Annotated in this window: 15 protein-coding genes, 16 tRNA genes and 1 pseudogene; 7 read left to right on the forward strand and 25 right to left on the reverse strand. The window is 72.2% G+C overall.

The annotated features are described in order from the left end of the window. Both K7C98_RS16960 and K7C98_RS16965 read left to right on the forward strand, forming a co-directional pair. Window positions 1–3,618: pseudogene (locus K7C98_RS16960) on the forward strand (hypothetical protein); the annotation flags it as partial. Between the two features lie 13 nt (window positions 3,619–3,631). Then, complete coding sequence (locus K7C98_RS16965) at window positions 3,632–3,928, forward strand: ATP-binding protein (protein ID WP_224192725.1); 297 nt, start codon at window positions 3,632–3,634, stop codon at window positions 3,926–3,928. A 74-nt stretch (window positions 3,929–4,002) separates the two neighbouring features. On the opposite strand, the gene K7C98_RS16970 is transcribed toward K7C98_RS16965, so the two are convergent. Next, on the reverse strand, window positions 4,003–4,389 hold the full coding sequence (locus K7C98_RS16970; protein ID WP_224192726.1) for a hypothetical protein: 387 nt from the start codon (window positions 4,387–4,389) through the stop codon (window positions 4,003–4,005). Window positions 4,390–4,743: 354 nt separating this feature from the next. On the opposite strand from K7C98_RS16970, the gene K7C98_RS16975 reads away from it, so the two are divergent. Continuing rightward, entirely contained in the window at window positions 4,744–5,343 is a 600-nt protein-coding gene (locus tag K7C98_RS16975; protein ID WP_224192727.1) for a DUF4142 domain-containing protein, read from the forward strand. Window positions 5,344–5,573: 230 nt separating this feature from the next. Continuing rightward, window positions 5,574–6,812: a sigma-70 family RNA polymerase sigma factor gene (locus K7C98_RS16980; RefSeq protein ID WP_224192728.1), complete on the forward strand. Its 1,239-nt coding sequence runs from the start codon at window positions 5,574–5,576 to the stop codon at window positions 6,810–6,812. A 174-nt stretch (window positions 6,813–6,986) separates the two neighbouring features. Here K7C98_RS16980 and K7C98_RS43670 read toward each other — a convergent pair whose 3' ends face one another. From K7C98_RS43670 to K7C98_RS17065, 18 genes are all read right to left on the reverse strand, one after another. Next, window positions 6,987–7,109, reverse strand: a complete 123-nt coding sequence (locus tag K7C98_RS43670; protein ID WP_263429578.1) for a hypothetical protein — start codon at window positions 7,107–7,109, stop codon at window positions 6,987–6,989. 317 nt (window positions 7,110–7,426) lie between these two features. Then, window positions 7,427–7,502: transfer RNA gene (locus K7C98_RS16985), tRNA-Pro, on the reverse strand. Between the two features lie 6 nt (window positions 7,503–7,508). Continuing rightward, window positions 7,509–7,579, reverse strand: a tRNA-Glu gene (locus tag K7C98_RS16990). A gap of 12 nt (window positions 7,580–7,591) precedes the next feature. Further along, window positions 7,592–7,663, reverse strand: a tRNA-Val gene (locus K7C98_RS16995). An 81-nt stretch (window positions 7,664–7,744) separates the two neighbouring features. Further along, a tRNA-Trp gene (locus K7C98_RS17000) sits at window positions 7,745–7,816 on the reverse strand. Window positions 7,817–7,846: 30 nt separating this feature from the next. Beyond that, window positions 7,847–7,922, reverse strand: a tRNA-Arg gene (locus K7C98_RS17005). Window positions 7,923–7,926: 4 nt separating this feature from the next. After that, window positions 7,927–8,002 (reverse strand) — tRNA-Arg (locus K7C98_RS17010). Window position 8,003: 1 nt separating this feature from the next. Next, window positions 8,004–8,078, reverse strand: a tRNA-Arg gene (locus K7C98_RS17015). Between the two features lie 20 nt (window positions 8,079–8,098). Next, a tRNA-Arg gene (locus tag K7C98_RS17020) sits at window positions 8,099–8,170 on the reverse strand. Window positions 8,171–8,184: 14 nt separating this feature from the next. Beyond that, window positions 8,185–8,257 (reverse strand) — tRNA-Thr (locus K7C98_RS17025). Between the two features lie 99 nt (window positions 8,258–8,356). Continuing rightward, window positions 8,357–8,428 (reverse strand) — tRNA-Val (locus K7C98_RS17030). Window positions 8,429–8,448: 20 nt separating this feature from the next. Next, window positions 8,449–8,522, reverse strand: a tRNA-Thr gene (locus K7C98_RS17035). 201 nt (window positions 8,523–8,723) lie between these two features. After that, window positions 8,724–8,794 (reverse strand) — tRNA-Gly (locus tag K7C98_RS17040). 22 nt (window positions 8,795–8,816) lie between these two features. Beyond that, window positions 8,817–8,888 (reverse strand) — tRNA-OTHER (locus tag K7C98_RS17045). Window positions 8,889–8,911: 23 nt separating this feature from the next. Beyond that, window positions 8,912–8,985 (reverse strand) — tRNA-Asp (locus K7C98_RS17050). 32 nt (window positions 8,986–9,017) lie between these two features. Further along, window positions 9,018–9,091: transfer RNA gene (locus K7C98_RS17055), tRNA-Asp, on the reverse strand. Between the two features lie 320 nt (window positions 9,092–9,411). Next, window positions 9,412–9,482: transfer RNA gene (locus K7C98_RS17060), tRNA-Ile, on the reverse strand. A gap of 709 nt (window positions 9,483–10,191) precedes the next feature. Further along, window positions 10,192–10,878: a DUF1264 domain-containing protein gene (locus K7C98_RS17065; RefSeq protein ID WP_224192729.1), complete on the reverse strand. Its 687-nt coding sequence runs from the start codon at window positions 10,876–10,878 to the stop codon at window positions 10,192–10,194. Window positions 10,879–11,071: 193 nt separating this feature from the next. Between K7C98_RS17065 and K7C98_RS17070 the strand changes: the two genes are divergently transcribed. The 3 genes from K7C98_RS17070 (at window position 11,072) to K7C98_RS17080 (ending at window position 15,291) form a co-directional block, all read left to right on the forward strand. Further along, window positions 11,072–13,420 carry a serine/threonine-protein kinase gene (locus K7C98_RS17070; protein WP_224192730.1) on the forward strand — a complete coding sequence of 783 codons (2,349 nt, stop codon included), beginning with the start codon at window positions 11,072–11,074 and terminating at the stop codon, window positions 13,418–13,420. 645 nt (window positions 13,421–14,065) lie between these two features. Continuing rightward, on the forward strand, window positions 14,066–14,401 hold the full coding sequence (locus K7C98_RS17075; RefSeq protein WP_224192731.1) for a DUF4398 domain-containing protein: 336 nt from the start codon (window positions 14,066–14,068) through the stop codon (window positions 14,399–14,401). An 8-nt stretch (window positions 14,402–14,409) separates the two neighbouring features. Beyond that, the gene (locus K7C98_RS17080) at window positions 14,410–15,291 is read left to right on the forward strand and encodes an OmpA family protein (RefSeq protein ID WP_224192732.1); all 882 of its coding nucleotides are present in this window, start codon (window positions 14,410–14,412) and stop codon (window positions 15,289–15,291) included. Between the two features lie 501 nt (window positions 15,292–15,792). On the opposite strand, the gene K7C98_RS17085 is transcribed toward K7C98_RS17080, so the two are convergent. The 6 genes from K7C98_RS17085 to K7C98_RS17110 form a co-directional block, all read right to left on the reverse strand. After that, a complete protein-coding gene (locus K7C98_RS17085; protein ID WP_224192733.1) occupies window positions 15,793–17,157 on the reverse strand; it encodes a tetratricopeptide repeat protein in 1,365 nt (454 codons plus the stop codon). Between the two features lie 10 nt (window positions 17,158–17,167). Beyond that, the gene (locus tag K7C98_RS17090) at window positions 17,168–17,791 is read right to left on the reverse strand and encodes an RNA polymerase sigma factor (protein WP_224192734.1); all 624 of its coding nucleotides are present in this window, start codon (window positions 17,789–17,791) and stop codon (window positions 17,168–17,170) included. Window positions 17,792–17,995: 204 nt separating this feature from the next. Continuing rightward, window positions 17,996–19,096 carry a hypothetical protein gene (locus tag K7C98_RS17095; RefSeq protein ID WP_224192735.1) on the reverse strand — a complete coding sequence of 367 codons (1,101 nt, stop codon included), beginning with the start codon at window positions 19,094–19,096 and terminating at the stop codon, window positions 17,996–17,998. 137 nt (window positions 19,097–19,233) lie between these two features. Further along, complete coding sequence (locus K7C98_RS17100; RefSeq protein WP_224192736.1) at window positions 19,234–19,650, reverse strand: hypothetical protein; 417 nt, start codon at window positions 19,648–19,650, stop codon at window positions 19,234–19,236. Between the two features lie 68 nt (window positions 19,651–19,718). Beyond that, a complete protein-coding gene (locus K7C98_RS17105; RefSeq protein ID WP_224192737.1) occupies window positions 19,719–21,440 on the reverse strand; it encodes a DUF1592 domain-containing protein in 1,722 nt (573 codons plus the stop codon). Next, window positions 21,437–22,807 carry a DUF1552 domain-containing protein gene (locus K7C98_RS17110; RefSeq protein WP_224192738.1) on the reverse strand — a complete coding sequence of 457 codons (1,371 nt, stop codon included), beginning with the start codon at window positions 22,805–22,807 and terminating at the stop codon, window positions 21,437–21,439. The genes K7C98_RS17105 and K7C98_RS17110 overlap by 4 nt, the downstream gene beginning before the upstream one ends. Between the last annotated feature and the right edge of the window lie 245 nt (window positions 22,808–23,052).

The following is a 23,052-nucleotide window of genomic DNA, read 5'->3' on the forward strand; positions in this document are numbered from 1 at the left end:
GCCGCCTTGCTGACGATCCTCGCCGGCGACAAGAGCCCCCGCGTGCGCGCCGCGGCCGTCCGCGGGCTCCTGCGCGGCCCCGCCGACGCCCCGGCCCTCGCCACGCTCCTCGCCGACGAGATGGCTCCGCTGGTGGTCCGGGTCGCCTGCGCCGAGATCGTCAACATGTCCGAAGGGACATGGCACGCCGGCCCCGGCGACTTCGTGGCCCTCAGCGCCGTCCTGGCCCGGATCGCCACCCGCGACGACCACACGCCCGCCGTGCACGAGGCCGCCGCCGCCGCGCTGCAGGCGATCGACGGCGCGCTCGACCCGGCCCGCCGCGCCTGGACCACCGTGTTCGCCGAGGCCCTCGCCCGCACCCCGCCCGGCAAGGCCGCGCGCGTGTCGCTGCGCCGGCCCGACCTGCCGCCCCCCGGCGACGCCGCCTGGCTCGGACGGATCCTCGCCGCCCTCACCCGCGACGACTGGGGCATCGACGCACATGTCCGCAAGGACAGCATCCTCATGCGCCGCGGCGACCGCTGGGCCGCCCGCCTGTGGCGCGCCTGGCACGAGCTGCGCCACCCCGGCCCCAACAAGCGCCAGGGCTTCTCGCACATCCGCGGCCGCGTCCTCCGCGGCGACCTGCGGGCCCACTCGGGCCGCCTGCACGAGGTCGTCGCCACCGAGGTCCCGGGCGAGCGCGTCCACAGCGAGCGCGAGGGCGGCTGGGGCCGCCACCTCCCGCTCGTCGACGACATCCTCGGCCTGCCCGTCCTGCGCCCGCGGCTCGTCCGCGTCGTCAGCAGCCAGGGCACCACCGAGCTGCGCTGGCACCTCCCGCTGTGGCGGCGGATCGCCGCCCACCTGCGCCTCAGCCTGCGCTACGGCCAGCTCGCCGAGCTGCGCCGCCAGGCCCTCGACGCCCAGGAGCCGGCCGCTCGCGCCGCCTACGCCCGCGTCCTCCGCGAGCAGTACGGCGTCGAGCTCTACTTCGTGCCCCACCCGGCCCCCTGCGCCTCGCTCGCCCGCACCGCCCCGGCCCAGCTGCTGCAGCTGTTCGGCAACAACGAGGCCCGCAGCAGCGAGCCCGCCTACACCAGCATCGACATCCCCGTCACGCAGTCGATCAAGCTCACCCCCGAGGTCGCCCGCGCCGTCTCCGCCTCGCACCCGGCCGCCGTCGCCCCCGCGCTCGCCGGCCTCGAGCCCGACTCCGCCCCGCAGCCCGCCGCCGCCCCGGCGCGCCCCGCCCTCGGCCCCGCCTCCGCCCCGCAGCCCGCCGCCGCCCCGGCCCGCCCCGCCCTCGGCCCCGCCTCCGCCCCGCAGCCCGCCGCCGCCCCGGCCATGACCGGCCTCGGCGCGGTGCTCGTCCCGCTCGAGCTGCCCGACCTCGGCGAACCTGTCCTCGCGGACATCTTCACATTGAGCGGCAGCAGCCAGACCGCGCTCGCCTACTTCCTCGCCGCCCTGGCCGCGATGCTGTTCGTCGGCACCTACCTGCGCACCCGCTCGATCGCCCGCGACCGCGCCCGGATCCCGCTCGTCATCGGCGGCTGGGGCACGCGCGGCAAGTCGGGCACCGAGCGCCTCAAGGCCGGCCTGTTCCACGGCCTCGGCTACCGCGTGTTCGCCAAGACCACCGGCTGCGAGGCCATGTTCATCCACGCCGCCCCGCGCGGCCAGGCCATGGAGATCTACACCTTCCGCCCCTACGGCAAGGCCACGATCTGGGAGCAGCGCACGCTCCTCAACCTGGCCGCAAAGACAGGCAGCGACGTGTTCTTGTGGGAGTGCATGGCGCTCAACCCGGCCTACGTGGAGATCTTGCAGCACCACTGGATGCGCGACGACGCGGCGACGATCACCAATTGTTACCCCGACCACGAGGACATCCAGGGCCCGGCCGGCATGGACGTGGCCGAGGTGATCGCCCGCTTCGTGCCGACCGCCGCGCGCACCGTCACCAGCGAGATCAACTTCCTGCCGGTCCTGCGCGACGCCGCCGGCCGCCGCGGCAGCGACCTCGACGCCGTCGACGAATTCGCCGGCGACCTCCTGCCCGCCGACCTGCTCGCGCTGATCCCTTACGACGAACACCCGCGCAACGTCGCCCTCGTCGCCCGCCTCGCCGAGCACCTCGGCCTCGACCGCACCCTGGCGATCGCCACCATGGCCGAGCACGTCGTCCCCGACCTCGGCGTGCTCAAGCGCTACGGCCCCGCCCGCGTCGCCGGCCGCACGCTCGAGTTCATCAACGGCTGCTCCGCCAACGAGCGCGCCGGCTTCCTGTCCAACTGGCGCCGCACCGGCTGCGACCGCCTCGACCTCGACAAGGAGCCCGACCGCTACGTCATCACCGTCGTCAACAACCGCGAGGACCGCGTCGCCCGCTCGCAGGTGTTCGCCCGCCTGCTGGTCGAGGACGTCGCCGCCGACCGCCACCTGCTGATCGGCACCAACACCCAGGGCCTGGTCGGCTACATCCGCGAGGCGCTCGAGGGCTTCCTCGCCGCGCAGGAGATCGTGACCCGCGACGACCTGGCCGATGGGCCATCCGGCCGCGCCCGCGCCCACCAGCGCCTGACCCGCCTGCTCGCCCGCGTGCGCCCGGTCGCGCCCGACGCCCTGCCCGGCCAGCTGGTGCTCTACGCCCAGGGCGCCGGCCGCTCGCTCGCCGGCGAGCGCGACGAGATCGCCCGCCGCTGCGCGCCCTACCTGGCCGAAGATCCGCGCGCCAGCATCAGCCTCGACGAGGTCCTGGCGGTCGTGCGCAACGAGCTGAGCCCGTGGCTGGTCGGCCTGATCGAATCGGCGGATGTCCTCGAGGACAGCGACCCGCCCGAGTGCGTGCGCCTGGCCAGCCCGCAGGAGGCCGCCGACCACTTCCTGCGCCAGCTCGCGCGCACGGCGGTGTGCGTGCGCCTCAGGGCCCGCGTCGACGCCGCCTTCGACGCCGGCGCCACCATGCCGCACGGCCTCGTCCACGCCGCCGTGCGCGACGCCTACCGCCTCCTGTTCATGGACCTCGTCGACGTCGTCGTCGACCCGCTGACCACCGGCGACCAGGTCATCCTCCGCTGCGCCCTCACCGTCCCGCCCGGCGTGCGCGCGATCCTCATGGGCACCCAGAACATCAAGGGCACCGGCCTCGACTTCGTCTACCGCTGGACCGCCCTCGACATCGCCCAGCAGAACCTCGCCGCCCTCGCCAGCGCCGAGCCCGAGGTCCGCCGTCAGGCCCTGCAGCGCCTCGCCCAGCCCGCCGACCCCGGCCTCATCGACGCCGGCCTCGTCGCCGCCCAGCTCGAGCAGCGCGTCGCCTACGACGGCGAGGCCGAGCTGCAGAGCTTCGCCGCCAGCCGCGCCCGCGCCCTCCACCAGACCCGCGTCGGCAACCTCTCCGCCGGCCCCACCCGCGGCGGCCGCCACGACACCTGGCTCGGCTGGCTCGAGAGCTGCGTCGAATTCCTCGACGGCGCCCGCCGCTACTACATCGCCCGCCAGGTCATGCGCGACCTCGTGAGCCTGCGGATCAGCCACGCCCGCGCCGCCTCCGTCATGCGCGACCTCGACAGCCGCGCCAAGGGCGGCTGGCTCATCCGCGGCTTCCGCCAGCGCAGCGGCTCACCGTGAGCCCGAGGGACTGTTGGGCTCGATCGTCGGCCGCAACGGCGCCGGCAAGAGCACCCTGCTCGAGGGCCTGCAGTGGATCGACGCCGCGATTCGCGGCACCGTCAATACCGCCTGCGATCGCTACAACGGGATCGCCGATCGCGTCAATCACCGATATGCGAAGGCGGCTCGCGGCTTCGAGCTGCACACCCGGCTGGAGTGGGGCGAGTACCTCTTGCGACATCTCCTCGCGGATCCGCAACAAGCGGCCCTCCTCCGTGCACACGCCATCGCCCAGCGCCTGGCACACCTGCTACCCCGCCGCTCGTGACAGGGTCTGCGCCCAGGTCACCAGTCGATCCGGCGGTGCCCCAACTGCGCGTCTTCAGCGAACAGTACCACCATTCACCCCACTGGTACATTCGCCCGGGCGACGAATCCCAGCACCCCGCGTCCGTTATGTACACCCTTGAAGATCGGCAGCCGCTCGGCGCCAGCATCGCCGGCTTCCTCGCCGACGTCAGCGAGCTCCCCGCCGGTCTCGCCGACGCCCTGCCGCTGTTCGTGTGGGGGCAACGCCCGCCTCGGCGCGTACGCGGCGCCCCCAGGCGAAGCGTCGAGCTCGCTCGGCCTCCAGCGCATCCTCGCAGCCCCCGTGTGGCGCCGCGACGCCGGCGGAAGCGGCGAATCGGCCGGAATTGCATCCTCGCGCGCATGCGCGGCCCTGGCGTGCAGCACCCGATCGACGTCGTCTGTCAGCACGACGGGTGGCGCCTCGTCGACGGCGATCATCGTCTGTTGAAAGCCAATCTGCTGAGGCTGCCGACCGTCCTGGCGCACCTCGTCCCCGCCACGACGCGCCCCCCCTGCTCACAGGCGGGATTGAGGGCAGGAGTCCGACCGCTCAGCGCCTTGTGCGCGCGAGCGTGAGATCCCGCAGTTCGCGCACCACCTCGGACATCCGTCCGTCAGAAAAACCTGCGCCCCTGCGCCCCCGCGCCCCCGCGTCAAATCGCGCCAGGTCGCGCCCAAACATCGTTCATCTGCCCGTTTCCGGAACTACCGACATTTCCGGAGAATGCGCGGGTTCGCCCCTGCGGACATTTTCTCGTTGCCCGGCTGGACGGCCTGGATCAGCCAAGGTGCATGCAGACGCGCAACAAGACCCTCTACATGATGTCCTTCGTGCTCGCCGCGGCCTGCTCGCGTACGTCTCCGGACACCAGCGCCCCGGAGCCGGTCGTGGAACCCTCACCGGCCGCGACCGCGCCGGCCGAGCGCAACACCAGCGATGACGAGATCTTCGGCGTCCTCGACGTCATCAACGACGAGGCCGTGGCCCACGGCGAATTCATGAAGAAGTGGGCCAAGACCCAGAAGGTCAAGGAGTTCGCGGCGATGATGATCAACGACCACGAGTTCGTGCGCGAGCGCGAATTGAAGGTCCGCGGCGCCCTCGACCTGCGCGCCACCAGCAGCCGTCTGGCCAGCGACCTCAAGCAGGATTCGCGGCAGAAGCTCGACACCATGGGCAAGATCGACAAGGGCGACCCGCTCGACAAGGCCTACATCGACATCCAGATCGACGTCCACGCCGGCTGGCTCGCCGCCCTCGACAACAAGCTCATCCCTTACGCGCAGACCGACGAGCTGCGCGACGAACTGGAAGAAGTGCGGAAGATCGTCGAGAGCCACTACAACCTGGCCATCGACATGCGCACCAAGCTGGCCGGCGCGACCAAATGAAGCCGGTCGGCCTCGATAGATTGGCCTACGACGAATCTTTGAATTAACATTTCGACCACTCTCGACGATCGCCTGGGCTCGCCTGTCGCGCGCCCGGAGCCGGGCAGGATCCGCGCGCCCTCCGGCCGCACCGGCCTCAATCATCTTACCGCCTCGATCCGCGGACGGACACTCCTTACGGTCCGCGGCTCGCCCCCGCGGATCCTGCACCGGCCTGAAAGGAGACCACCATGCTGCGTGACACCTCTGCTGAACCCACGCTCGCTCCGGCCGGCGACACGGCCCATCGGCCCCTCACCGCGTACTTCCGCGACCTCGCCGAGGTCGACGTCATGACCAAGGACGAGGAGACCGCCGCGGCCCTGAAGATCGGCGAGCTGCGCAAGCGCGTGTGGGTCGCGATCCTGAATTACCCGCCGTACGTCGCGCCCATCTGCGCCCTCCTGCGCGAGCGCCTCGGCGACGAGGCCTGCCCCCTCGCCGCCCTGACCGCGCTGGAGCGGGCCTCGCGGACGCTGCGCGACCGCGACCTGCGCTGCAACCACGACGCCTTCCACGCCGCGCGCAACGACCTCGCCGCCGCCATGCTCGCGGCCGACCTCGACGGCGAGCTCGCCGACGCGATCCTCGCCGACCTCACCAGCCTGCAGAACGACCGCGGCGCCCGGGTCTCGCTGAAGGTCAACCCGCCGCGTCGCGGCAGCGTCCCCTTCGCCCGCTACGCCGCCGACGTGCGCAAGCAGCACGCCGCGCTGGCGGCCGCCAGGAACGCGTTCGTGCGCGCCAACCTGCGCCTCGTCGTCGCCCTGGCCCGCCGTTTTCACCGCGGCAACGTCCCGCTGCAGGACCTCATCCAGGAGGGCAACCTCGGCCTGATGAAGGCCGTCGACCGGTTCGACCCGGCCCGTGGCTGCCGCTTCTCGACCTACGGCTCGTGGTGGATCCGCCACGCCATCAGCCGCTCGATCGCCGACAAGGCCCGCAGCGTGCGCCTGCCGGTCCACATGATCGACGCCTGCAACAAGGTCAGCCGCGCCCGCCGCGAGTTCGAGGCGCGCGAGGGCCGTGAGCCGACCGACCAGGAGCTCTCGGTGGCCAGCGGCGTCAGCGTCGAGCGGATCGCTCGCATGGGCTGGTCGCTGATCGAGAGCCCGCTGAGCCTCGCGCTGCCCGCCTCGCGCGACGGCGAGGCCAGCCTCGTCGACACGGTCGCCGACCCCGACTACGTCGCCCCGTCCGACGTGCTCGACCGCGAGCTGCTCCACGAGCAGCTGCAAGAAGTGTTCGCCCAACTCTCGCCGCTGGAGGCCGACATCCTGCGCAAGCGCGTCGGCCTCGACGGCGAGGAGGAGATGACGCTCAAGGAGATCGGCGCGGGTTATTCGCTGTCGCGCGAGCGTATCCGCCAGCTCCAAGAAGGTGCGCTGGCCAAGCTTCGCGCCGAATTCTCGCGTCGTCACTTGATGTGACACGGCGGTCGGCGGCGCGGTGCGGACCTCGAGGTCTCCCGCTCGCCCGCGACGCGAGGCACGGTTCCTCGCAGCACGCGGGCCAAGCCCACGGTGCTCGCCCGCGGAACGATCTCCCGCTCGCGTCGCCGACCGGTCTCTCCCCGACGCCGCGGGCCCCGCCGTCGCCGGGCTTCAAGCCTGAGCGAGCGCCAGCAGCTTCTTCTGCAGCCGGCGGACCGAACGCGGCGCCGTCATCAGGTAGTAGATGCCGGTCAGCACGTAGAGGGGCAGCTTGGAAGCATTGGGGGGCGTCATGGCACGTTCTCCGCGACAAGGTCTGTGTAGAGTCTCGGGACGTCCGACCCACGGCCGGAGCGCTGGCGGACATCGCCGAAGAGGAAGAGAAGTCGTCCGCGCCCGGAGAATTGAACTCCGAAAGGCTCGCTTATCAGACGAGGTGTGGGACCTTCCACTGACGCGGGGAGCGCCCGCCACGGCGCACGCGTACGTGCGCCGTGGCGAGCCGGATGAAATTGGTCGGAGACCGGGGCGTCGCACCCCGCCTACGTGTTCCCGAAACACGCCTCGCACTCCGCGATCCGTCTCCGTATTCTCTCGAGTCTCGAACAAATTGGTCGAGGTGGTGCGAGTCGAACGCACAGTCTCATGCTCCCCGAGCATGCGGCTTACCAACAAGCCTTCACCTCGATAAGATGACCCTGCGGAGTGACGATCTCCGGTCTCCGCGTCGAGAGCGCAGCGTTCTGCCGTTGAACTACAGGGCCAAAGATTCTCGATGCCCGCGGAGGGTGTCGAACCCCCGACCTGCGATGTGTGAGAACGCCGCTCTACCGTTGAGCTACGTGGGCATGAATTGGGTGGGCTAGAGGGTTCTGCCCCCTCACCTGTGCTGTCACAGAGCACCGCTCTTCTCACGAGCTTTAGCCCAACAGGGGGGCCGGGATTCGAACCCGGTTCTCATGATTTGGAGTCGTGTATGTCACCGCCAACACCTCCCCCCTTCGAGAAATATTATAAAAAAAATGAAATAGTGGCACTCGCGGCAGGGGTCGAACCTGCGTCCCCTGGTATAGAAGACCAGCGCTCCTCCATCTGAGCTACGCGAGCCCGGCGCTCACGGCAGGCTTCGCTCCTGCGACCTCCGCGTTAGGACCGCGGCACTCTCGTCTGGGCTGAGTTACGTGAGCATGGCGGCCTCGCCAGGAATTGCACCCGATCCTCGACCTTCGGACGGTCGCGTGCTGTCTCGTACACTACGAGGCCATATGTATAAAAACAAGGAGTACTCCCGGATGGAATTGCACCACCGTCTCAGGTTCCGTAGACCTGGGCCCTTTCTACTAGACCACGAGAGCATGATTGTCTGAGGAGCCCCTCCCGGGGATCGAACCCGGCGTCCCCGCGCTACAAGGGCGGTGCATCACCGTTGATGCCTGAGGGGCCGGAGGAGTACTCTCGGGTGGAATTGCACCACCGTCTCAGGCTCCGTAGACCTGGGCCCTATCTTCTAGACCACGAGAGCATATTTGCCAGAAATGGATTGGTCCATCGAGGAATCGAACCTCGTCCCTCCTGCGTGTCATGCAGGCGCTCGGCCGGGGAGCTCCTGGACCGGCTGTCCTCTCTCACCAAGAGCCCCTCCCGGGGATCGAACCCGGCGTTTCCGCGCTACGAGGGCGGCGCATCGACCATTGATGCTTGAAGGGCGAAGGTCCCTGCGGACCGGCGCGATCGAAGCCCTCGCCGGGTAACGCTCCCGGCAAGCGCTACATACCAAGCAGCGCTCTCCCTTGGAGCAAGGGCAGACGAAGAGCAACTCCCCGGAGTCGCACCGGGCCCTCGTGGATGGCAACCACGCGTCTCACTATCAAGACCTGAGCTGCAAATTTTGGCAAAAACGCAAGAGAGAGCCGATGGCGGGAATCAAACCCGCGTCTTCACCTTGGAAGGGTGACACCCGGTCACTAGGCCACACCGGCGAGAGGACGATCCCCGGAGCGATGGAAGGGGCGGAGAGGTTCGAACTCTCGTGACGAGGGTCAAAGCCTCGCGTAGCACGCCATGCGCGCCCCTGTTCGTCGTGTTGCTCCGGCGGACGCCACCAGCGGGACTCGAACCCGCGGTCCCCTCGCTGACAACGAGGTGGGGACTCCAGCTCCCCCATGGCGGCAAATGCTTATATTTTCTTCAGTATATCTCGGACGCCGCCAGCGGGACTTGAACCCGCGGTCCCCTCGCTGACAACGAGGTGGGGACTCCAGCTCCCCCATGGCGGCAATTTTCATGAATAAGAATAGCTTGAATGAGCTCCCCGAGAGTCGAACTCGGTCGAGCGCGAACGCTCGGCATGCGGATTAAAAGGCCGCCCCATTCCCGTCCTGGCCGGAGCCCGAGAGCCTGTCTCGATGTAGCGAGCCGAGCTGGTAACGATCCAGCCTGAAGCGGGGTAAGAATCCGCCGGACATCCATCTGTCCCATCGGCCCAGGAGTAGATTGTCGTGTGTTCGAGTGCCATGGACCGCCCGGGTACCGCCCCCGGTGTGAACACGAACCTTGCAAGGGTTCGCCAGCGCCTTCGCTCGCAGCCCGATCTTCGTGGTGCCGGCAGGTCACGAACCTGCGTCTTGCGCTTTATGAGAGCGCCGCCTGTCACTCGGCCACGGCACCAGCTCGCCGCGGACACCGTCGACGGTGGTCCGTGGCAGGTATTGCGCCGGCTGGTGTCGATCCAGCTCGCCTCGGGTCAGAACCGAGGGTCGGGGCCGCCCACGACGCAATCATTCTCTTCCTCTTCGACGATTCAATTGTGAAGCAGCGCGCGTCGACGGACGCGTGGTTTCCAGCCGACCTGGCTGGCGTCGATGCGTCGAACAGCATCGACCGGGTGGACCCGCGGCCTTCCGTGCCGGGGAAGAACAGAGCGACGTGGAAGCAGCTCATCGGCTGGCGACAGCCTCGCCGGCCGCGAACTGAGCGTCTGGCAGCGGTTTGTTTTGCTGCCAGTCGGACGCCCGCCAACTTCGTGGTCGCGGACTACGTCGAGCTCAGCGTCGGCGCCTCGGAACGCGCCACATCGAGCCCATACGTTGGCCCTGCGTATCCTTCGCGGGCTCTTCCGTATGTTTCGGAGTGGGCGTGATCGGTGCCATGACGCAGGTCCTTGCCCCGGCTTGAGCACGACACGGGCCACGCATGGTTCGGCTCGGCTTCTTCAATGATCTCAACGACGGTCCACAAAACACCAGGGACAGCCCGATGCGGAACTTTATCTCGGAGCCGCCACACTTATCTCACCGTATCAACGCCCGCCGGGCCCCGCGGCCGCGGCTCGTTCACGCACTGTGACCCCGGCGCGGAGCTGCGCAAGTCCCCGGGGCTACTCGGCCTCGCGGTGCCGGCGCGCGCGCATCTCGGCCCGCACCGCCGGCTCGAGCTTGCCCGGCGCGATCGACCACATCAGGGTCGGCTCGCCGAACGGCAGCGGGTCGGTCTCCGCGTTCCAGGTGCGCCAGCCCTTGCCGTAGGTCGAGCGCAGCTCGCCCATCAGCTCGGTGTGGGCGGGGTCGTCGATGCCGGGGGCGACCATCACGCCGCTGTCGACCTCGCCGCCGTGCGCGTGCCAGTACTGGCGCTCGATCGGCGGCAGCGTGGCGAACAGCTCGGCCGAGATCACGTACTCCACCCCGGTCAGGTGGGCGCCCGCCTCGGTGCCGTCGAACACCACGCACTGGCTGAAGTCCGCGTTCTCCTGGGCGCAGAAGAACAGCGCCCGGGTGTGGCGCTCGTTCGGCGCCCCGGCCGCGTCGCGCTTGGGGCGGGTGTAGCCGTCGAGGACCAGCAGCAGCTGCTCCACCGGCGTCCGGTCCTGCGGACCGAGCGTGCCGGCCTCGAGCGCGCGCACCGTCGCCGAGCGGGCGCGGTCGTCGCGGCGCGCCGGTCCGCCGCTGGCCGCTCCCTGGCTCGTGACCGCGGGCGCCGGCCGTGGCTCCTCGCGGCTGCAGCCCACGAGCCCGAGGAGCGCGCACAGCGGCGGTCCGGCCCGGGCATGAAGCGCCCGTCGCATGCATCTGGCATGGCCCGTGGAGCGGCCGCGCGCCAGCGAGCGGGGGCACGACCGGCGCGTCGCCTGACTCTTCAGACATGTCCCATCCGCCATCTCGCGGCGACCGCGGGGCGCCGCGGTCGGTCCGCCGGTCGTGCGGCGCCGTGAAGCCGGCGGCGCGCCGGTCCGGCCCGCTTCGGCTATCCTGCCGGCCATGCCCGACCCCGGCGACGCCCCGGACGACGCCTCGCGCGCGCCGACCAGCCCCGCCGCGCTCGAGGTGCGCCGGATCAAGGCCGCGGCCCACGCGAAGCTGTTCGGCGGCAAGGAGCCCGGCGCGCAGCCGCAGAAGATCGCGCGCTACGCGGTCCTGCAGTCGCTCGGCGTCGGCGGCATGGGCGAGGTCTACCTCGCCTACGACGACAAGCTCGACCGCAAGGTCGCCATCAAGCTGGTCCGGCTCGACCGCGACGGCGGGCTCGAGCGGGCCTCGACGCGGCTGATCCGCGAGGCCCAGGCGCTGGCCCAGCTGTCGCATCCCAACGTCGTCCAGGTCTACGAGACCGGCAACTTCGAGGGCCGGGTGTTCATCGCCATGGAGTTCGTCCGCGGCGTACACATGCGGCGCTGGCTCGAGACGGCCACGAGGACCTGGCGGCAGGTGCTCGACGCCTACCTGCAGGCCGGCCACGGCCTCGCCGCCGCCCATCGCCGCGGCATGGTCCACCGCGACTTCAAGCCCGAGAACGTGCTCGTCGGCGACGACGGGCGGGTCCGCGTCGTCGACTTCGGCCTCGTCCGCAACGCCCCCGACCCCGACGTCGGGGGCGCCGACGGCGGCGACAACGTGTCCGCCGAGGACCTCGAGCGCAGCTCGCGGCTGACCCAGAGCGGCGCGCTCATGGGCACGCCGTCGTACATGTCCCCGGAGCAGTTCCAGGGCCTCAAGGCGACCGAGAAGAGCGACCAGTTCGCGTTCTGCGTCGCCGTCTACCGCGGCCTCTACGGCTGGCACCCGTTCGCCTCCGAGACCCGCGCCGAGCTCAAGCGGCGCGTGATGGCCGGCCTCATCGCCCCCCCGCCGCGCGACGCCAGGGTCCCGTCCGGCATCTACGGCGTGCTCGTCCGCGGCCTCCACGCCGACCCGGCGCAGCGCTACCCGTCGATGGAGGCGCTGCTGGCCGACCTCGCCGCCCCGCCGCGTCGGCGCCGCGCCGGCGTGGTCCTGGCCGCCGGCCTGGCCGGGCTCGCCGCCGTCGCCCTCGCCCTCGTCGCCCCGCGCCCCGACCACGCCTGCGAGTGGGCCACCAGCTTCGAGCTCCCCGCCCCCGGCAGCAGCCTCGCCGGCGCCTTCGAGGCCACCGGCCTGCCCTTCGCCGCCGCCACCGCCGCGCGCGCCGGCGCGCAGCTCGACCGCTACGCCGCCGATCTGACGCGGGCCCGCGCCGCCGCCTGCTCGGGCCCGCTCGCCGCCGAGCCGGTCCGCGAGCGCCACCGCGCCTGCCTCGACCGCCGCAGCCGCGACCTCGCCGTCGTCACGCGCGCCCTCGCGCGCCTGCGCCCCGAGCAGCTCGGCGAGGCCGAGCGCATGGCCGAGTCGCTGCCCGGCATCGCCCCCTGCTTCGACCCCGACAACCTCGTCGGCCCCGTCGCCGCCGCCCCCGACCTCGCCGCCGCCCTCGACGAGGCGCGCGTGTCCGCCCTCGCCGGCCGCCACGCCGACGCCGTCCGCCAGGTCGACCGCGTCTTCAAGGAGGTCGGCGGCGACCCGCTGCGCGCCGAGGCGGCCGCGCTCCTCGGCCACGTCTCGTGCGAGCGCGGCGTCGAGCACCAGGGCCGCGACCAGCTCGCCACCGCGCTCAACTTGGCGATCACCCACCGCGACGACGACCTCGTCGCCGACGTCCTGCGCTACCTGGCCGGATGCACCCGCGACGAGGCCGTCGCCCGCCTCGCCGGCGCCACCGCCGAGCGCCTGCGCGACCCGAGGCGCCTCACCGAGGTCGCCCTCCTGCGCGCCGAGCTGCTCGCCGAGCAGGGCGACCCGACCAGCGCCCAGATGCTCCTGCGCGACACCCTCGCCCGCGTCGACGACCGCCCGGCCACCGCCGCCCGCATCGAGCTGCTGCGCGGCCGCATGCTCGCCATCCAGGGCGGCAACCACGAGGCCCGCGCCCACCTCGACTTCGCCCTCGCCCTGCTCGCCGGCCTGCCCCGCCACCCCGCCGTCGCCGACGCGCTCGAGGAGCACGCCCGCCTCCACCTCCGCCTCGGCGAGAAGCCCCACGCCCGCCTCCGCTTCGGCGAGGCCCTGGCGATCCGCAGCGCCCTGCCGGGCCAGGAGGCCGCGCTCGCCCGCCTCCACCTCGCCCTCGCCGACCTCGCCGCCGCCGCCGGCGAGCGCAGCCGGGCCCATCGCCACTACGCCGAGGCGGTCGCCCTCGCCAGCCGCGCCCCCGACCTGCTCCCGCGCCAGGACCTCGCCCGCGCCGAGACCGGCCGCGACAGCGCGACCGGCCCGCGCAAGCCGATCACCCCGCCCGGCCCGCTGCGCAAGCCGTGAGCCGGCCGCGCCCCGAATCGCGGACGTGCCTCCCTGCTCGAACCGACCCGAGAGCGATGACCCGTGATTCGCGTCGTCTCGGCCGCGAGATCCTCCGCGTGGTCTGTCGAGCCCGTCGCCGCGAGGACTCGGATCATCATGAACCTCGCGAGGATCGACTCGCCGCCGAACCTGTCTCTTCGGACACCTTTCGCACGCGTCTTGCGAGGATCGAGTCATGCGAATTCGCGGAGCCGAGAGCGGCGCAGCGATGACGCGGGCGCGACGTCGGCCTCCTCGCCTCGCGGGCCCGTTCGGGGTCCGCCTGAATCGATGCGGCCGTCTGCACGGCATCGACTTCACGAGCGCGAGGAGTGGCGAACGCCGATCTGCGCGACGAACCAGGGCCACTGCGTAGATTGTCCACCTGTCGTCCGGGGCACCCGCGGCTCCGCGGGCGAGATCGCGTGCGGACTCGATACGACGCGTCAGGAGAGCGCCGGGCCTGCGTATGGCGCCTCGCGGCCGCAGCTTCGGGGGGACCGAAGCCCCCGATTCGGACGGCAAATCGTGGTTGCAGGGCTCGTTCGACCCTTGTTACATTAATCATGTCCGCGCTGCGAAAGCGCCCTGAAATGCGCGGAGGAGGATTTGATGCGCGTCGAATTGTTGCTCGGCATCGTGTGCGCTGCGACCGCGTGCGCGCGTTTCCCCCCACCCAACGAGACCCTGGCCAATTCGATGGCGTCGATCCGCGGGGCCGAGGAGGCGGGTGCGGCCCAGGTGCCCAAGGCGGCGCTGTCGCTGCAGCTCGCCCGGGAGCAGCTCGACAAGGCCAAGGCGCTGCTCAAGGACGGCGAGAACGAGCTCGCGCACTCCATGGCGCTGCGCGCCATCAACGACGCGGAGCTGGCCAACGCGCTCGCGCGGGAAGAGAAGGCCCGCGCCGAGGCCAAGAGGGCCCAGCGCGAGGTCGAAGCCGTCGCCGGTGACAGCAAGTGAGCCGAGCCATGAACACGCCCAGGATCATCGTCGCATCCATCGTCTCGAGCCTCACCATCGCCTGCGCGCACGCGCCCCCGAGCGAACTGGTCGACGCCCGCGCGGCCTACGAGCGGGCGGCGGGCGGCCCGGCGGCGACCTACGCCCCGGCGGACCTGCACGTCGCCAAGGAGTCGCTGACCGTCGCGGAGCAGCGGTTCAAGGACGACGGCGACGGCGAGTTGACGCGCGACCAGGCGTACATCGCCCAGCGAAAGGCGGAGTACTCCGAGGTGCTCGCGCGCATCGCCATGCTCACGAAGGGGATCGCCGAGGCCGCGGAGCAGGAGGCGTCGCTCAAGGAGCGCAACGCCGCGCGCACGAAGGAGGAGCTGGCCCGCACGAAGGCGGCGCTGGCCGACAGCAAGACGACGGCGGCCAACACGGCGGCCGAGCTCGAGGCCGAGCGCAAGCGGCGTGAGGAGGCCGAGAAGCGGGCCGCCCAGGCCAACGCGGACCTCGCCCGCATCGCGGCGATCAAGCAGGAGGAGCGCGGCACGGTGATCACGCTGTCGGGCGCCGTGCTGTTCAGCAGCAACAAGTACGAGCTGCTGCCGGCCGCCCAGGCCAAGCTCAACCAGGTCGCCGAGGCGCTGTTGATGAACGACCCCGAGTCGACCTTCGTGGTCGAGGGCCACACGGATTCGCAGGGCAAGGCGGCCTTGAACCAAACCCTGTCGGAGAACCGCGCCAAGGCGGTCCGCGACTACCTGGTGAGCCACGGGGTCGCGGCGGACCGCATCACGGCGAAGGGCCACGGCTCGTCGCGCCCGGTCGCCGACAACACGTCGGCGGAGGGCCGCGCGGACAATCGGCGCGTGGAGATCATCATCTCGCCGAAGAAGTCCTGAGCGATCGACTCCGTCGCACGCGCCGCCCGGCGACGCGCCCCACCGCTCGTGGTCGGACGGCCGGGTCATCGCCGGGCTCGGCCCGGCGGCGGAACAGCGGGTCCTCGCAGGAGCCGCCTCGGCGCCGCTCCGCTCCTGCTTTTCGGGACAGGCGACGCACTCGTCGCTCCGCGACCCGGGCGCGTTCGCCGTGGGCGCGCGCTTCGAGCGAATCGCCGGGCTGAATTGGCCGCTGGGAGGACGGCGGCGTCCGCGATCTCGCTCTCGAGCGCTCGATATTCAAGGTAATTGCCGACGGGCCGCGGACGGGCGCGAGGACTGGTGAAACGAGGGATCGCCGGTTCGATCTCCGCGCGCCAGGTCGGCCGATTCTCGAGAGAAGTTTGACATTCGGTCGGAGAGCCACGTGCGGGCAGCCGGCTCCACGGAGCGCGCATGGGTGCGAAGAATGTTCTTTGGGTCAGCCCTCTCCACGCGGCAGTCGTCTTCGAAGCCGTCGGCTCAGCCCGTGCCGAGGCGCTGGCGGACGTCCTGGGCGTAGCGGCTGCGGGGGAAGCGGCGCAGGAACTCGGCGCCGGCCCGGGCGGCGTCCTGCTCGCGGCCCAGGCGGTGGAGCGCCTCGACGCGGCCGTGGAGGGCCTCCTCGGCGAGGGCGCCCTGCGGCGCGTCGCGGAGGTAGGCGTCGAAGGCCGACAGCGCGCCGCGGGGATCGCCGAGCGGGCCGAGAGAGAGCTGACCGAGGGCGACCTGGGCGGTGCGCGCGAGCGAGGTGTCGCCGTGCTCGCGCAGCAGCCGGCGGTAGATCTTGGCGGCTGCCCGGTATTTGCCGGCGCCGCGGAGGGCGTGCGCCTCGTCGATGAGCTGCCCGGGGTCGCTCGCCGGGCGCGGCTTCGCCTGCTTGGGTCGGCCGCCGCCGTCGGGGACGACCTGCTCGCGGGAGTCGGCCGTCTCGCCCTCGGCGAGCGAGCGCTCGACGTCGCCGTCGCGGAGGCGGTGAGCGCCGCGCTGGGCGATGACCTGCCAGCTTCGGGGCTCGGCGACGATCAGGACGGCGCCCGGCTCGTCGCTGACGATCGCCACGCCCGCGACCTCGATCCAGACGATACCGACGCCCGCCGGCGCGACCTCGACGCGGACACGGCCGCGCTCGACGGCGAGGACGGCCCCGCGCGCGCGCAGCTCGGCCTCGCCCTCGGCGCAGGCGGTGAGCAGGTCGGCCGCGCCGACGCAGGCGGCGTCGCCGAGGCGGAGCGGGCCGTCGGCGAGGGGCTGGTGGAGCGCCAGCGGGGCGCCACCGGCGGAGGCGTCGCCGCGGAGCAGGCGTAGCTCGACGGGGATGTCCTTGGGGACAGGCACAGACTCGACGGGATCGCCCGGCCCCGCCGAGCGGGCGGCGAGGCTGTCCCGATGGTCATGTGGTGATTCGCCGCGGCTGTCCTTCGCGTCAGGTGAGGCGGCGGCGAGCGGCGATGAGATGTCCTCGGGGACATGTCCCGGGGGACGAACGAGCAGGAGCCAGGCGGCCGCCGCGGCGAAGGCGACGCCGAGACCGATGACGAGGGCCGAGCGGCGGCCGACCGCGGGACGCGGCGTTTGGCCCGCGGCCGCCCGGTCGGCGAGGAAGCGGTCGACGGCGGCCGCGACGAGCGCGTCGTCGGCGGCGGCCTCGGTCGCCTCGGGTTCGCCGCGGCGGAGGGCGTCGAGCAGCTCGCGCTCGCGCTGCGTCGCCACCCCGTCGCCGCGGTGCGCCGCGAGGAAGGCGGCGTCCTCGGGCGAGAGCGGGTCGCCGCCGAGGGACGCGTCGACGAGCCGGCGCCAGCGTCGGTCCTCGGGGGTGTCGTCGATTGCTTCGGGGTCGTGGTGCATCGGGGCTCCGTCACGGGGCCGGGCGGCCGAGGTTGAGGTCGCGGCGGATGAGCTTGCGGAGGGTCTCTTCGGCCTTGAGGACCCGCGACTTCACGGTCGGCACCGGCGCTCCGGTCAGCTCGGCGATCTCGGGCAAGGTGTGGTCGAGCGCGTGGCGGAGCACGAGGGCGATCCGCTGCTGCTCGGGGAGGAGCGCGAGGTAGTCGGCGACGGCGCGCGGGATGTGCTCGCGGAGGTCGTCACCGCGGTCGGAGGACTCGCCGAGGTCGTCCTCGTCGTGGGCGACCAGCGAGAGCCGGCGTCCGCGGCGAAGCCAGCGGAGGGCGACGCGGACGGTGATCCGGCGGGCCCACGCCTCGAGCGGCCCCTGTCCGGCGTAGGTGCGCGCCGACTCGAGCAGCTCGATCAGCGCGGACTGCGAGACGTCGTCCGCGTCGGTGCCGGAGCCGAGGAGCGCCCGCGTCACCCGGCGCGCGACCGGCAGGAGACGGCGGGCGAAGCTGGTCGCGGCCTGGCGGTCGCCGGCCGCGGTCGCCCGCGCGAGCGCGCGAGCCTCGGCGTACTCGCGCGCGACGTCGGGCGGCTCGTCGGCGGCGACGGCCACGAGCACCGGTGCGGGGGCCTTGGCGAGCAATCGGCGGTAGGGTGGCCCGGCGGCGCCACGGCGGATGAAAAAAACGACGGGGCGCCGGCGCCGCGGCCCCGGTGCCGCGACCCGGGCCATCTCGAGTCGCCCTCGCGCCGGGCTCCGACAGCAAGGCCGCGAGGAGGGAGCATCACGCGGCCGGCGTGGCGGCGAGCTGGCGAGAACTGCTCGAAATGGGCCGGCGCCGCGGCCCTACCGCACCCAGGTCAGGCCCAGGCCGGCGGTGGCCCCGAAGTTCGGCGGGCGAACCAGCGGGGTCGTGCCCACGGGCGTGCGGGCGACGAGGTCGAAATTGCGGACCCAGACATCGAGGCCGGCCGAGAGGGCCAGGGCGAGTCCGCGCCCGAGCTCGACACCGAGGCCGACGGTCAGCGCGGCGCCGACTCGCAACCCCGTGCCCCCGCTCGCCTGCGAGCCCGCGGTCGGCCGCCAGACGATCACCTCGCCGCGACCGGCCACCGTCGGCTCGACGAAGACGCGGCGGCGGGCCCCGAGCGGGAAGCGGAAGCCGGCCCGCAGGGTGAAGCCGACGCGACCGACCCGCAGGCGGGCGTCGTCGCGGGTCTGCTGGCCGACCTCCGGCGTGAGCACGGGATGGAGGAGGCCCGCGGCGCCCACGGCGACGACCATGCCGCTGCGGTCGAGGAAGCCGAGCTCGAGCCCGAGACCGCTGGCCCACGGCAGCTGGGCGGCGTAGCTCGAACCGGCGTAACCGAGGCCGAGCAACAGTCGCCGGCGCGGCTCCGACGGCGGCTTCGGCGGCGGGGCGGCGGCGGGCGGCGCTGGCGCGGGCGGCGGCGGACGCTCCTCGGGCACCGGCACGGCGATGATCTCCATGTCGGCAGGCGCCTCGCTCGTCGCCAGCGAGGCGACCAGGCCGCGGATGACCACGCCGAGGATCTCCCGCGTCTCGAGCGGATCGTCGGGCGTGTCGAGGTGCCGCGTGTAGAGCCGCTCGGGCGCGCCGAGGAGCAGATAGACGGCGCTCCCCTGCCCCGACGTGGCCTCGACCCAGACGACCGCGCCGACGCCCTCGGCGAGGCGCTCGCGGGCCCACCCGAGCTGCTCCGCGAGCGAGGCCGAGGGTCGGGCCTCGACCGTGGGACCGACCTCGAGATCGGCGAGGTGGCCGCGGAGGGCCTGGACGACCGCGACGGCGTCGATGCGGCCGCCCTCGATCACGCCGACGACGATCCGCCGGGGCACCGTGACGGTCTCGGTCACCTCGGCGGGGGCGCTCACGGGCGGCGGTTCGCCGGCGACGAGCGCGAGGGCCAGAGGGATGGCGACCACAGGCGGAAGTTGTATCCCGGCCCGCGAGCGCCGACCAGGCCAGGGCGGCTGCCCGAGCGGTCTTGCGGGGGCAGGGCGCGACTTCGCGGCTCGGTCACAGGGGCGGCGTGGACGGTGCTCCGACAGGACGTCGCGGCTCAGCACTCCAGGCAGGTGCCGACCACCGTGGTGCCCTGCGGATCGAGCTCGATGTTGTTGGACATGGTGATCCCTCGCCACTCGAGGAGGCCGCCGCCGAGGTCGGTCGCGGCGTGGTTCCAGCGGTCGACGACGGCCGCGTCGGTGGCGAGGTGCACCCACCAGGCCGCCCGCGCGGCGCCGGTGTTGGTGAGCGTGAGCTCGTAGCAGGAGCCGGTCTCCCAGTCGCTGGTGAGCACGCGGGCGACCGTGAGCCCGGCGGAGGCATCGACGACGACGAGCTCGCAGCGCCCGTCGCCCGGCTCGCCGTCCGCGAGCTCGAGGACCTCGCCCTCGCCGCGGCAGGCGAGCACCAGCGCGACCCCGAGCAGGGCGAGCAGCGGGCGGCGACGTCGAGCTCGGGGGGCGGCGCGCATGTCCTCTTCTAGCGGGCGGACCACGGGCAGGCAACGGCGCGCGAACACCCGCGCCGCTGCCGGCCGCCTCACTCGGCGCGGCGGACGAAGTGCTCGCTCGCCGCCAGCTCGACGTAGAACTCGCGCAGGCCGAGCTCGCCGTCCTGCAGGGCCGTGCGGGCCTCCTCGGCGAGGCAGTTCTCCTCGACGCCGTAGGCGTAGGTCGCCAGCAGGCCGCTGACGCAGTCGGTCGTCCGCGGCAGCTCGGCGAGCTTGCTCGACATGTCGCTCAAACCGTCGAACGCGATCAGCGGCGAGAGGTCGGTGTCCAGCGCCTGACCGGTCGCGTCGATCGGCAGCCCGTTCTCGTCGGCGCGGAAGCGGCCCGCCCGGTCGAAGTGCTCGAAGGCGAAGCCGATCGGGTCGAAGTATTGGTGGCAGGACTGGCACGCCGGGTCGCCCGCGTGCGCGACCTCGTAGCGCTCGCGGGTGGTCTGCGCGCCCGGCATCGGCGGATCGATCGCCGGGATGTTCATCGGCGGCGGGATGTGCGGCCCGCACAGCAGCCGATCGTAGACCAGGAGGCCGCGCTTGGTCGGCGACGAGCTGTCGGCGTGGGCTTGCCCCGCGAGCACCGATCCCTGGGCCAGCAGGCCGACGCCCCAGTCGGCCGGACGCTCGACCACCGCGCTGTCGCCGGCGACCTGACCGAAGCCGTAGAACTGCGAGAGCGTCGCGTCGAGCACGGTGAAGGGCGCCGTCAACAAGGCCCGGACGTCGCCGTCCTGCGCGAACACCACCTCGTCGACGAAGCGCCGCGTCTCGTCGATCATGCGCATGCGGATGTCTTCGAACGCGGCGACGTCGATCTTCACCTTGCTCTCGACCTGCGGGTACTTGGCCCACTGGCGGAAGAACAGGTGCAGGACGTCCTTGCCGCGCGGGGTCGACAGCAGCGCGCCGGCCTCGGCGAGGCGGGCCTCCGGTGTGGCGAGCGCGCCCTGCTCGGCCTTCGCCAGCAGCTCCGGGCTCGGCGTGCTGCCGCCGTAGGTGTACGCGAGCGCGGTCGCGACCTCGTAGGGCGTCAGCGCGTAGCCGCCGTCGACCGCCTCGCCGAGCTCGCTGCGGTACACCGCGTGCGGCGACTGGATCAGGCCGACGAGCGTCCACTTCAGCGCGATCGGGAACTCGACCTCGGCGGCGATCGCCGCGAAGTGCGACTCGTAGCGCGCCCGCTCGTCGGCGGTCAGCGGGCGGCGGAACAGCCGCCGCCCGTACTCGTCGATGAACTCGGCGGCGCAGGCGGAGTCCGGGCTCTGGGCCGCGCACGGCAAGATCACTGGCAGCACCCCGGGCGCGGTGACGGCGTCGCCGACACCCTCGGCGGTGGCCAGCCATTCGGCGGCGGTCTGGTCGCCGACGAGCAAGGTCGCGGCGTCGTTGGTGAACCCGTGCTTCGACGCCGGATCGATCCCCAGCTGCACGCCGGACCAGGTGCCGTCGATCTCGGGGAAGATGTCGCGGAGCGTGTGCTCGAGCTCGACCTGCGTCAGGCGCCGGAGCACCCGCGGGCCGATCCGCGACTCCTCGCAGCGCCCGGCCGGATTCGCCGGCGGCGGGTCATCGGTGTCGTTCGCGCCGGTGGTCGGCTCGTCCGGACCGGTGGCGCCGGTCGTCGGACCCGCGGTGGCGCCGTCGGTGGCGCCGACGTCGGTGTCGCTGCCGTTCGCGGCGCCGCCCGGGCAACCTGTCCCGAGAGCCAGACTGCACGCGAGGGACACATGTCGGGAGGAGAGGTTGATGCGTGTCATGCCTTGAGCTCCTGGATCGCAGAGACCGCCTGACCGCCGATCGTGCCGAGCGGGACGTCCATCGCGTCGGCGAGGGTCGCCAGCATGTCGATGTGGCTGCGCTCGACCTGGACCACCTGTTGCGTCTTCAGGTAACCGCCGCCGCCGCCGATCAAGATCGCCGGGAGGCTCGAGCTCACCGGCTGACCGTCGATCCACACGTCCGAATGGTCGGAGTTGTGATTGGCGCCGTCGGACACCTCGCTGCACACGTAGACGAGGGTGTTGTCGAGCACGCTGCGCGTCGGGTCCTCGACGTCGAGCGGGTCGGGCTGGTCGAGCACCGCCAGGAACTTCGCGGCGAGGCGCTCGAAGAACCACTTCTGACACTGCGCGAACTCGGCCCGCCCGGCCGCGTCCCACGAGTGCGACACCGGGTCGTGGTGCCCCTTGGCGATCCCCGGCCCGCCCTCGAAGCCGAAGTTGAGGCCGGCGTTGACCCACATGTTCTGCAGCGTGATCACCCGCGCCGAGCCGCACAGGAACGCGTGGGCGCTCGCCTCGAGGTGCGCGTCGAGGATCTTGCCGAAGTAGCTCTGGTTGAGCGGGTCGAGCCCGGCGACCGCGTCGACGGCCGGGAGCGCCGGCTTGCTGTCGCAGCTGACCATCGGCGGCGGCGGCCCCTCGCCCGAGGCCTTGGCCTTGAGGTTGCGGACCGCGTCGAGGTGCAGCGCGAGCTTGTTCTCCTCGCGCGTCAGGCCCGACACCGCCGTCTGCATCGCCTCGAGCTCGCTCTCGGTGAGCCCGAGCGTCGCGGCGCGGAACTTGTTCTCGTCGACGCCCGGCATCGGCATCGGCGCCGGACCGACGCCCTGAAACAGCTGCGCCGCCGCGTCCACCGGGCTCTCGATCGGCCGCACCCACGAGCCGTGCTTGACGAGGTAACAGTCGCTGTAGAAGCCGGCCCCCTTGTCGTACGGGATCGCGCCGAGCACGTGCGGGGTGACGCCCATGCCGTCGGCGATCAGACGATCGATCGAGTCGCTGCCCTCGCCCTCGGGAAAACCGGTCAGGGTCGCGCGGATCGCCACGTGGTTGGAGATCCCGCCGTTCATCGACAGCCCGCGGACGACGGCGACGCGGCTGCTGTACGGGATGAGCGGGCTCAACACGTTCGAGCCCTGCAGGAAGCCGTCCCCCTGGCCGTAGGGCTCGAGGTGCTCGGGCGGCATGCCGTGCGGGATGTAGAGGATGAAGAGGCGCTTGGGCCGGTCGCCGGGGGCGGCGATCGCCAGGCGCGACATCTTCGCCGCGAGCGGCGCGGCGATGCCGAGGCCCAGCGCCGCCAGGAAGGTGCGGCGCATCAGTCGGTGCTGCGATCGGTGCATGCGTTCCTCCATGCGCGCGCAGGCTGCCCGCGCGCGCGATGTTCGTCAGGGAGAGTGACAGGAGATCGTGGCAGCCGGACGGCGCCCGGCCGGCGTCGAGGGGTCGCCTCGCGGTGATGACCCGAAGGTCATGTCTGTAAGTTCATGTCGTCAAATTCATGGAGCGCGCCTCGCGAGCGCCGGCCGGGCGACGCCTCACGCCCCCTGTGGCGCAGGGGCAGCGGGGTGGATGAAAAAATCTGGCG

This window comes from Nannocystis pusilla, assembly GCF_020073745.1.
Classification (GTDB): Bacteria; Myxococcota_A; Polyangia; order Nannocystales; family Nannocystaceae; genus Nannocystis; species Nannocystis radixulma.

Coding starts and splice junctions, on each gene's coding strand:
- K7C98_RS16970 (WP_224192726.1), bottom strand. CDS start 4,389: ATGATCGCCGTCGACGAGGCGCCACCCGTCGTGCTGACAGACGACGTC.
- K7C98_RS16975 (WP_224192727.1), top strand. CDS start 4,744: ATGCAGACGCGCAACAAGACCCTCTACATGATGTCCTTCGTGCTCGCC.
- K7C98_RS16980 (WP_224192728.1), top strand. CDS start 5,574: ATGCTGCGTGACACCTCTGCTGAACCCACGCTCGCTCCGGCCGGCGAC.
- K7C98_RS43670 (WP_263429578.1), bottom strand. CDS start 7,109: ATGACGCCCCCCAATGCTTCCAAGCTGCCCCTCTACGTGCTGACCGGC.
- K7C98_RS17065 (WP_224192729.1), bottom strand. CDS start 10,878: ATGCGACGGGCGCTTCATGCCCGGGCCGGACCGCCGCTGTGCGCGCTC.
- K7C98_RS17070 (WP_224192730.1), top strand. CDS start 11,072: ATGCCCGACCCCGGCGACGCCCCGGACGACGCCTCGCGCGCGCCGACC.
- K7C98_RS17080 (WP_224192732.1), top strand. CDS start 14,410: ATGAACACGCCCAGGATCATCGTCGCATCCATCGTCTCGAGCCTCACC.
- K7C98_RS17085 (WP_224192733.1), bottom strand. CDS start 17,157: ATGCACCACGACCCCGAAGCAATCGACGACACCCCCGAGGACCGACGC.
- K7C98_RS17100 (WP_224192736.1), bottom strand. CDS start 19,650: ATGCGCGCCGCCCCCCGAGCTCGACGTCGCCGCCCGCTGCTCGCCCTG.
- K7C98_RS17105 (WP_224192737.1), bottom strand. CDS start 21,440: ATGACACGCATCAACCTCTCCTCCCGACATGTGTCCCTCGCGTGCAGT.
- K7C98_RS17110 (WP_224192738.1), bottom strand. CDS start 22,807: ATGCACCGATCGCAGCACCGACTGATGCGCCGCACCTTCCTGGCGGCG.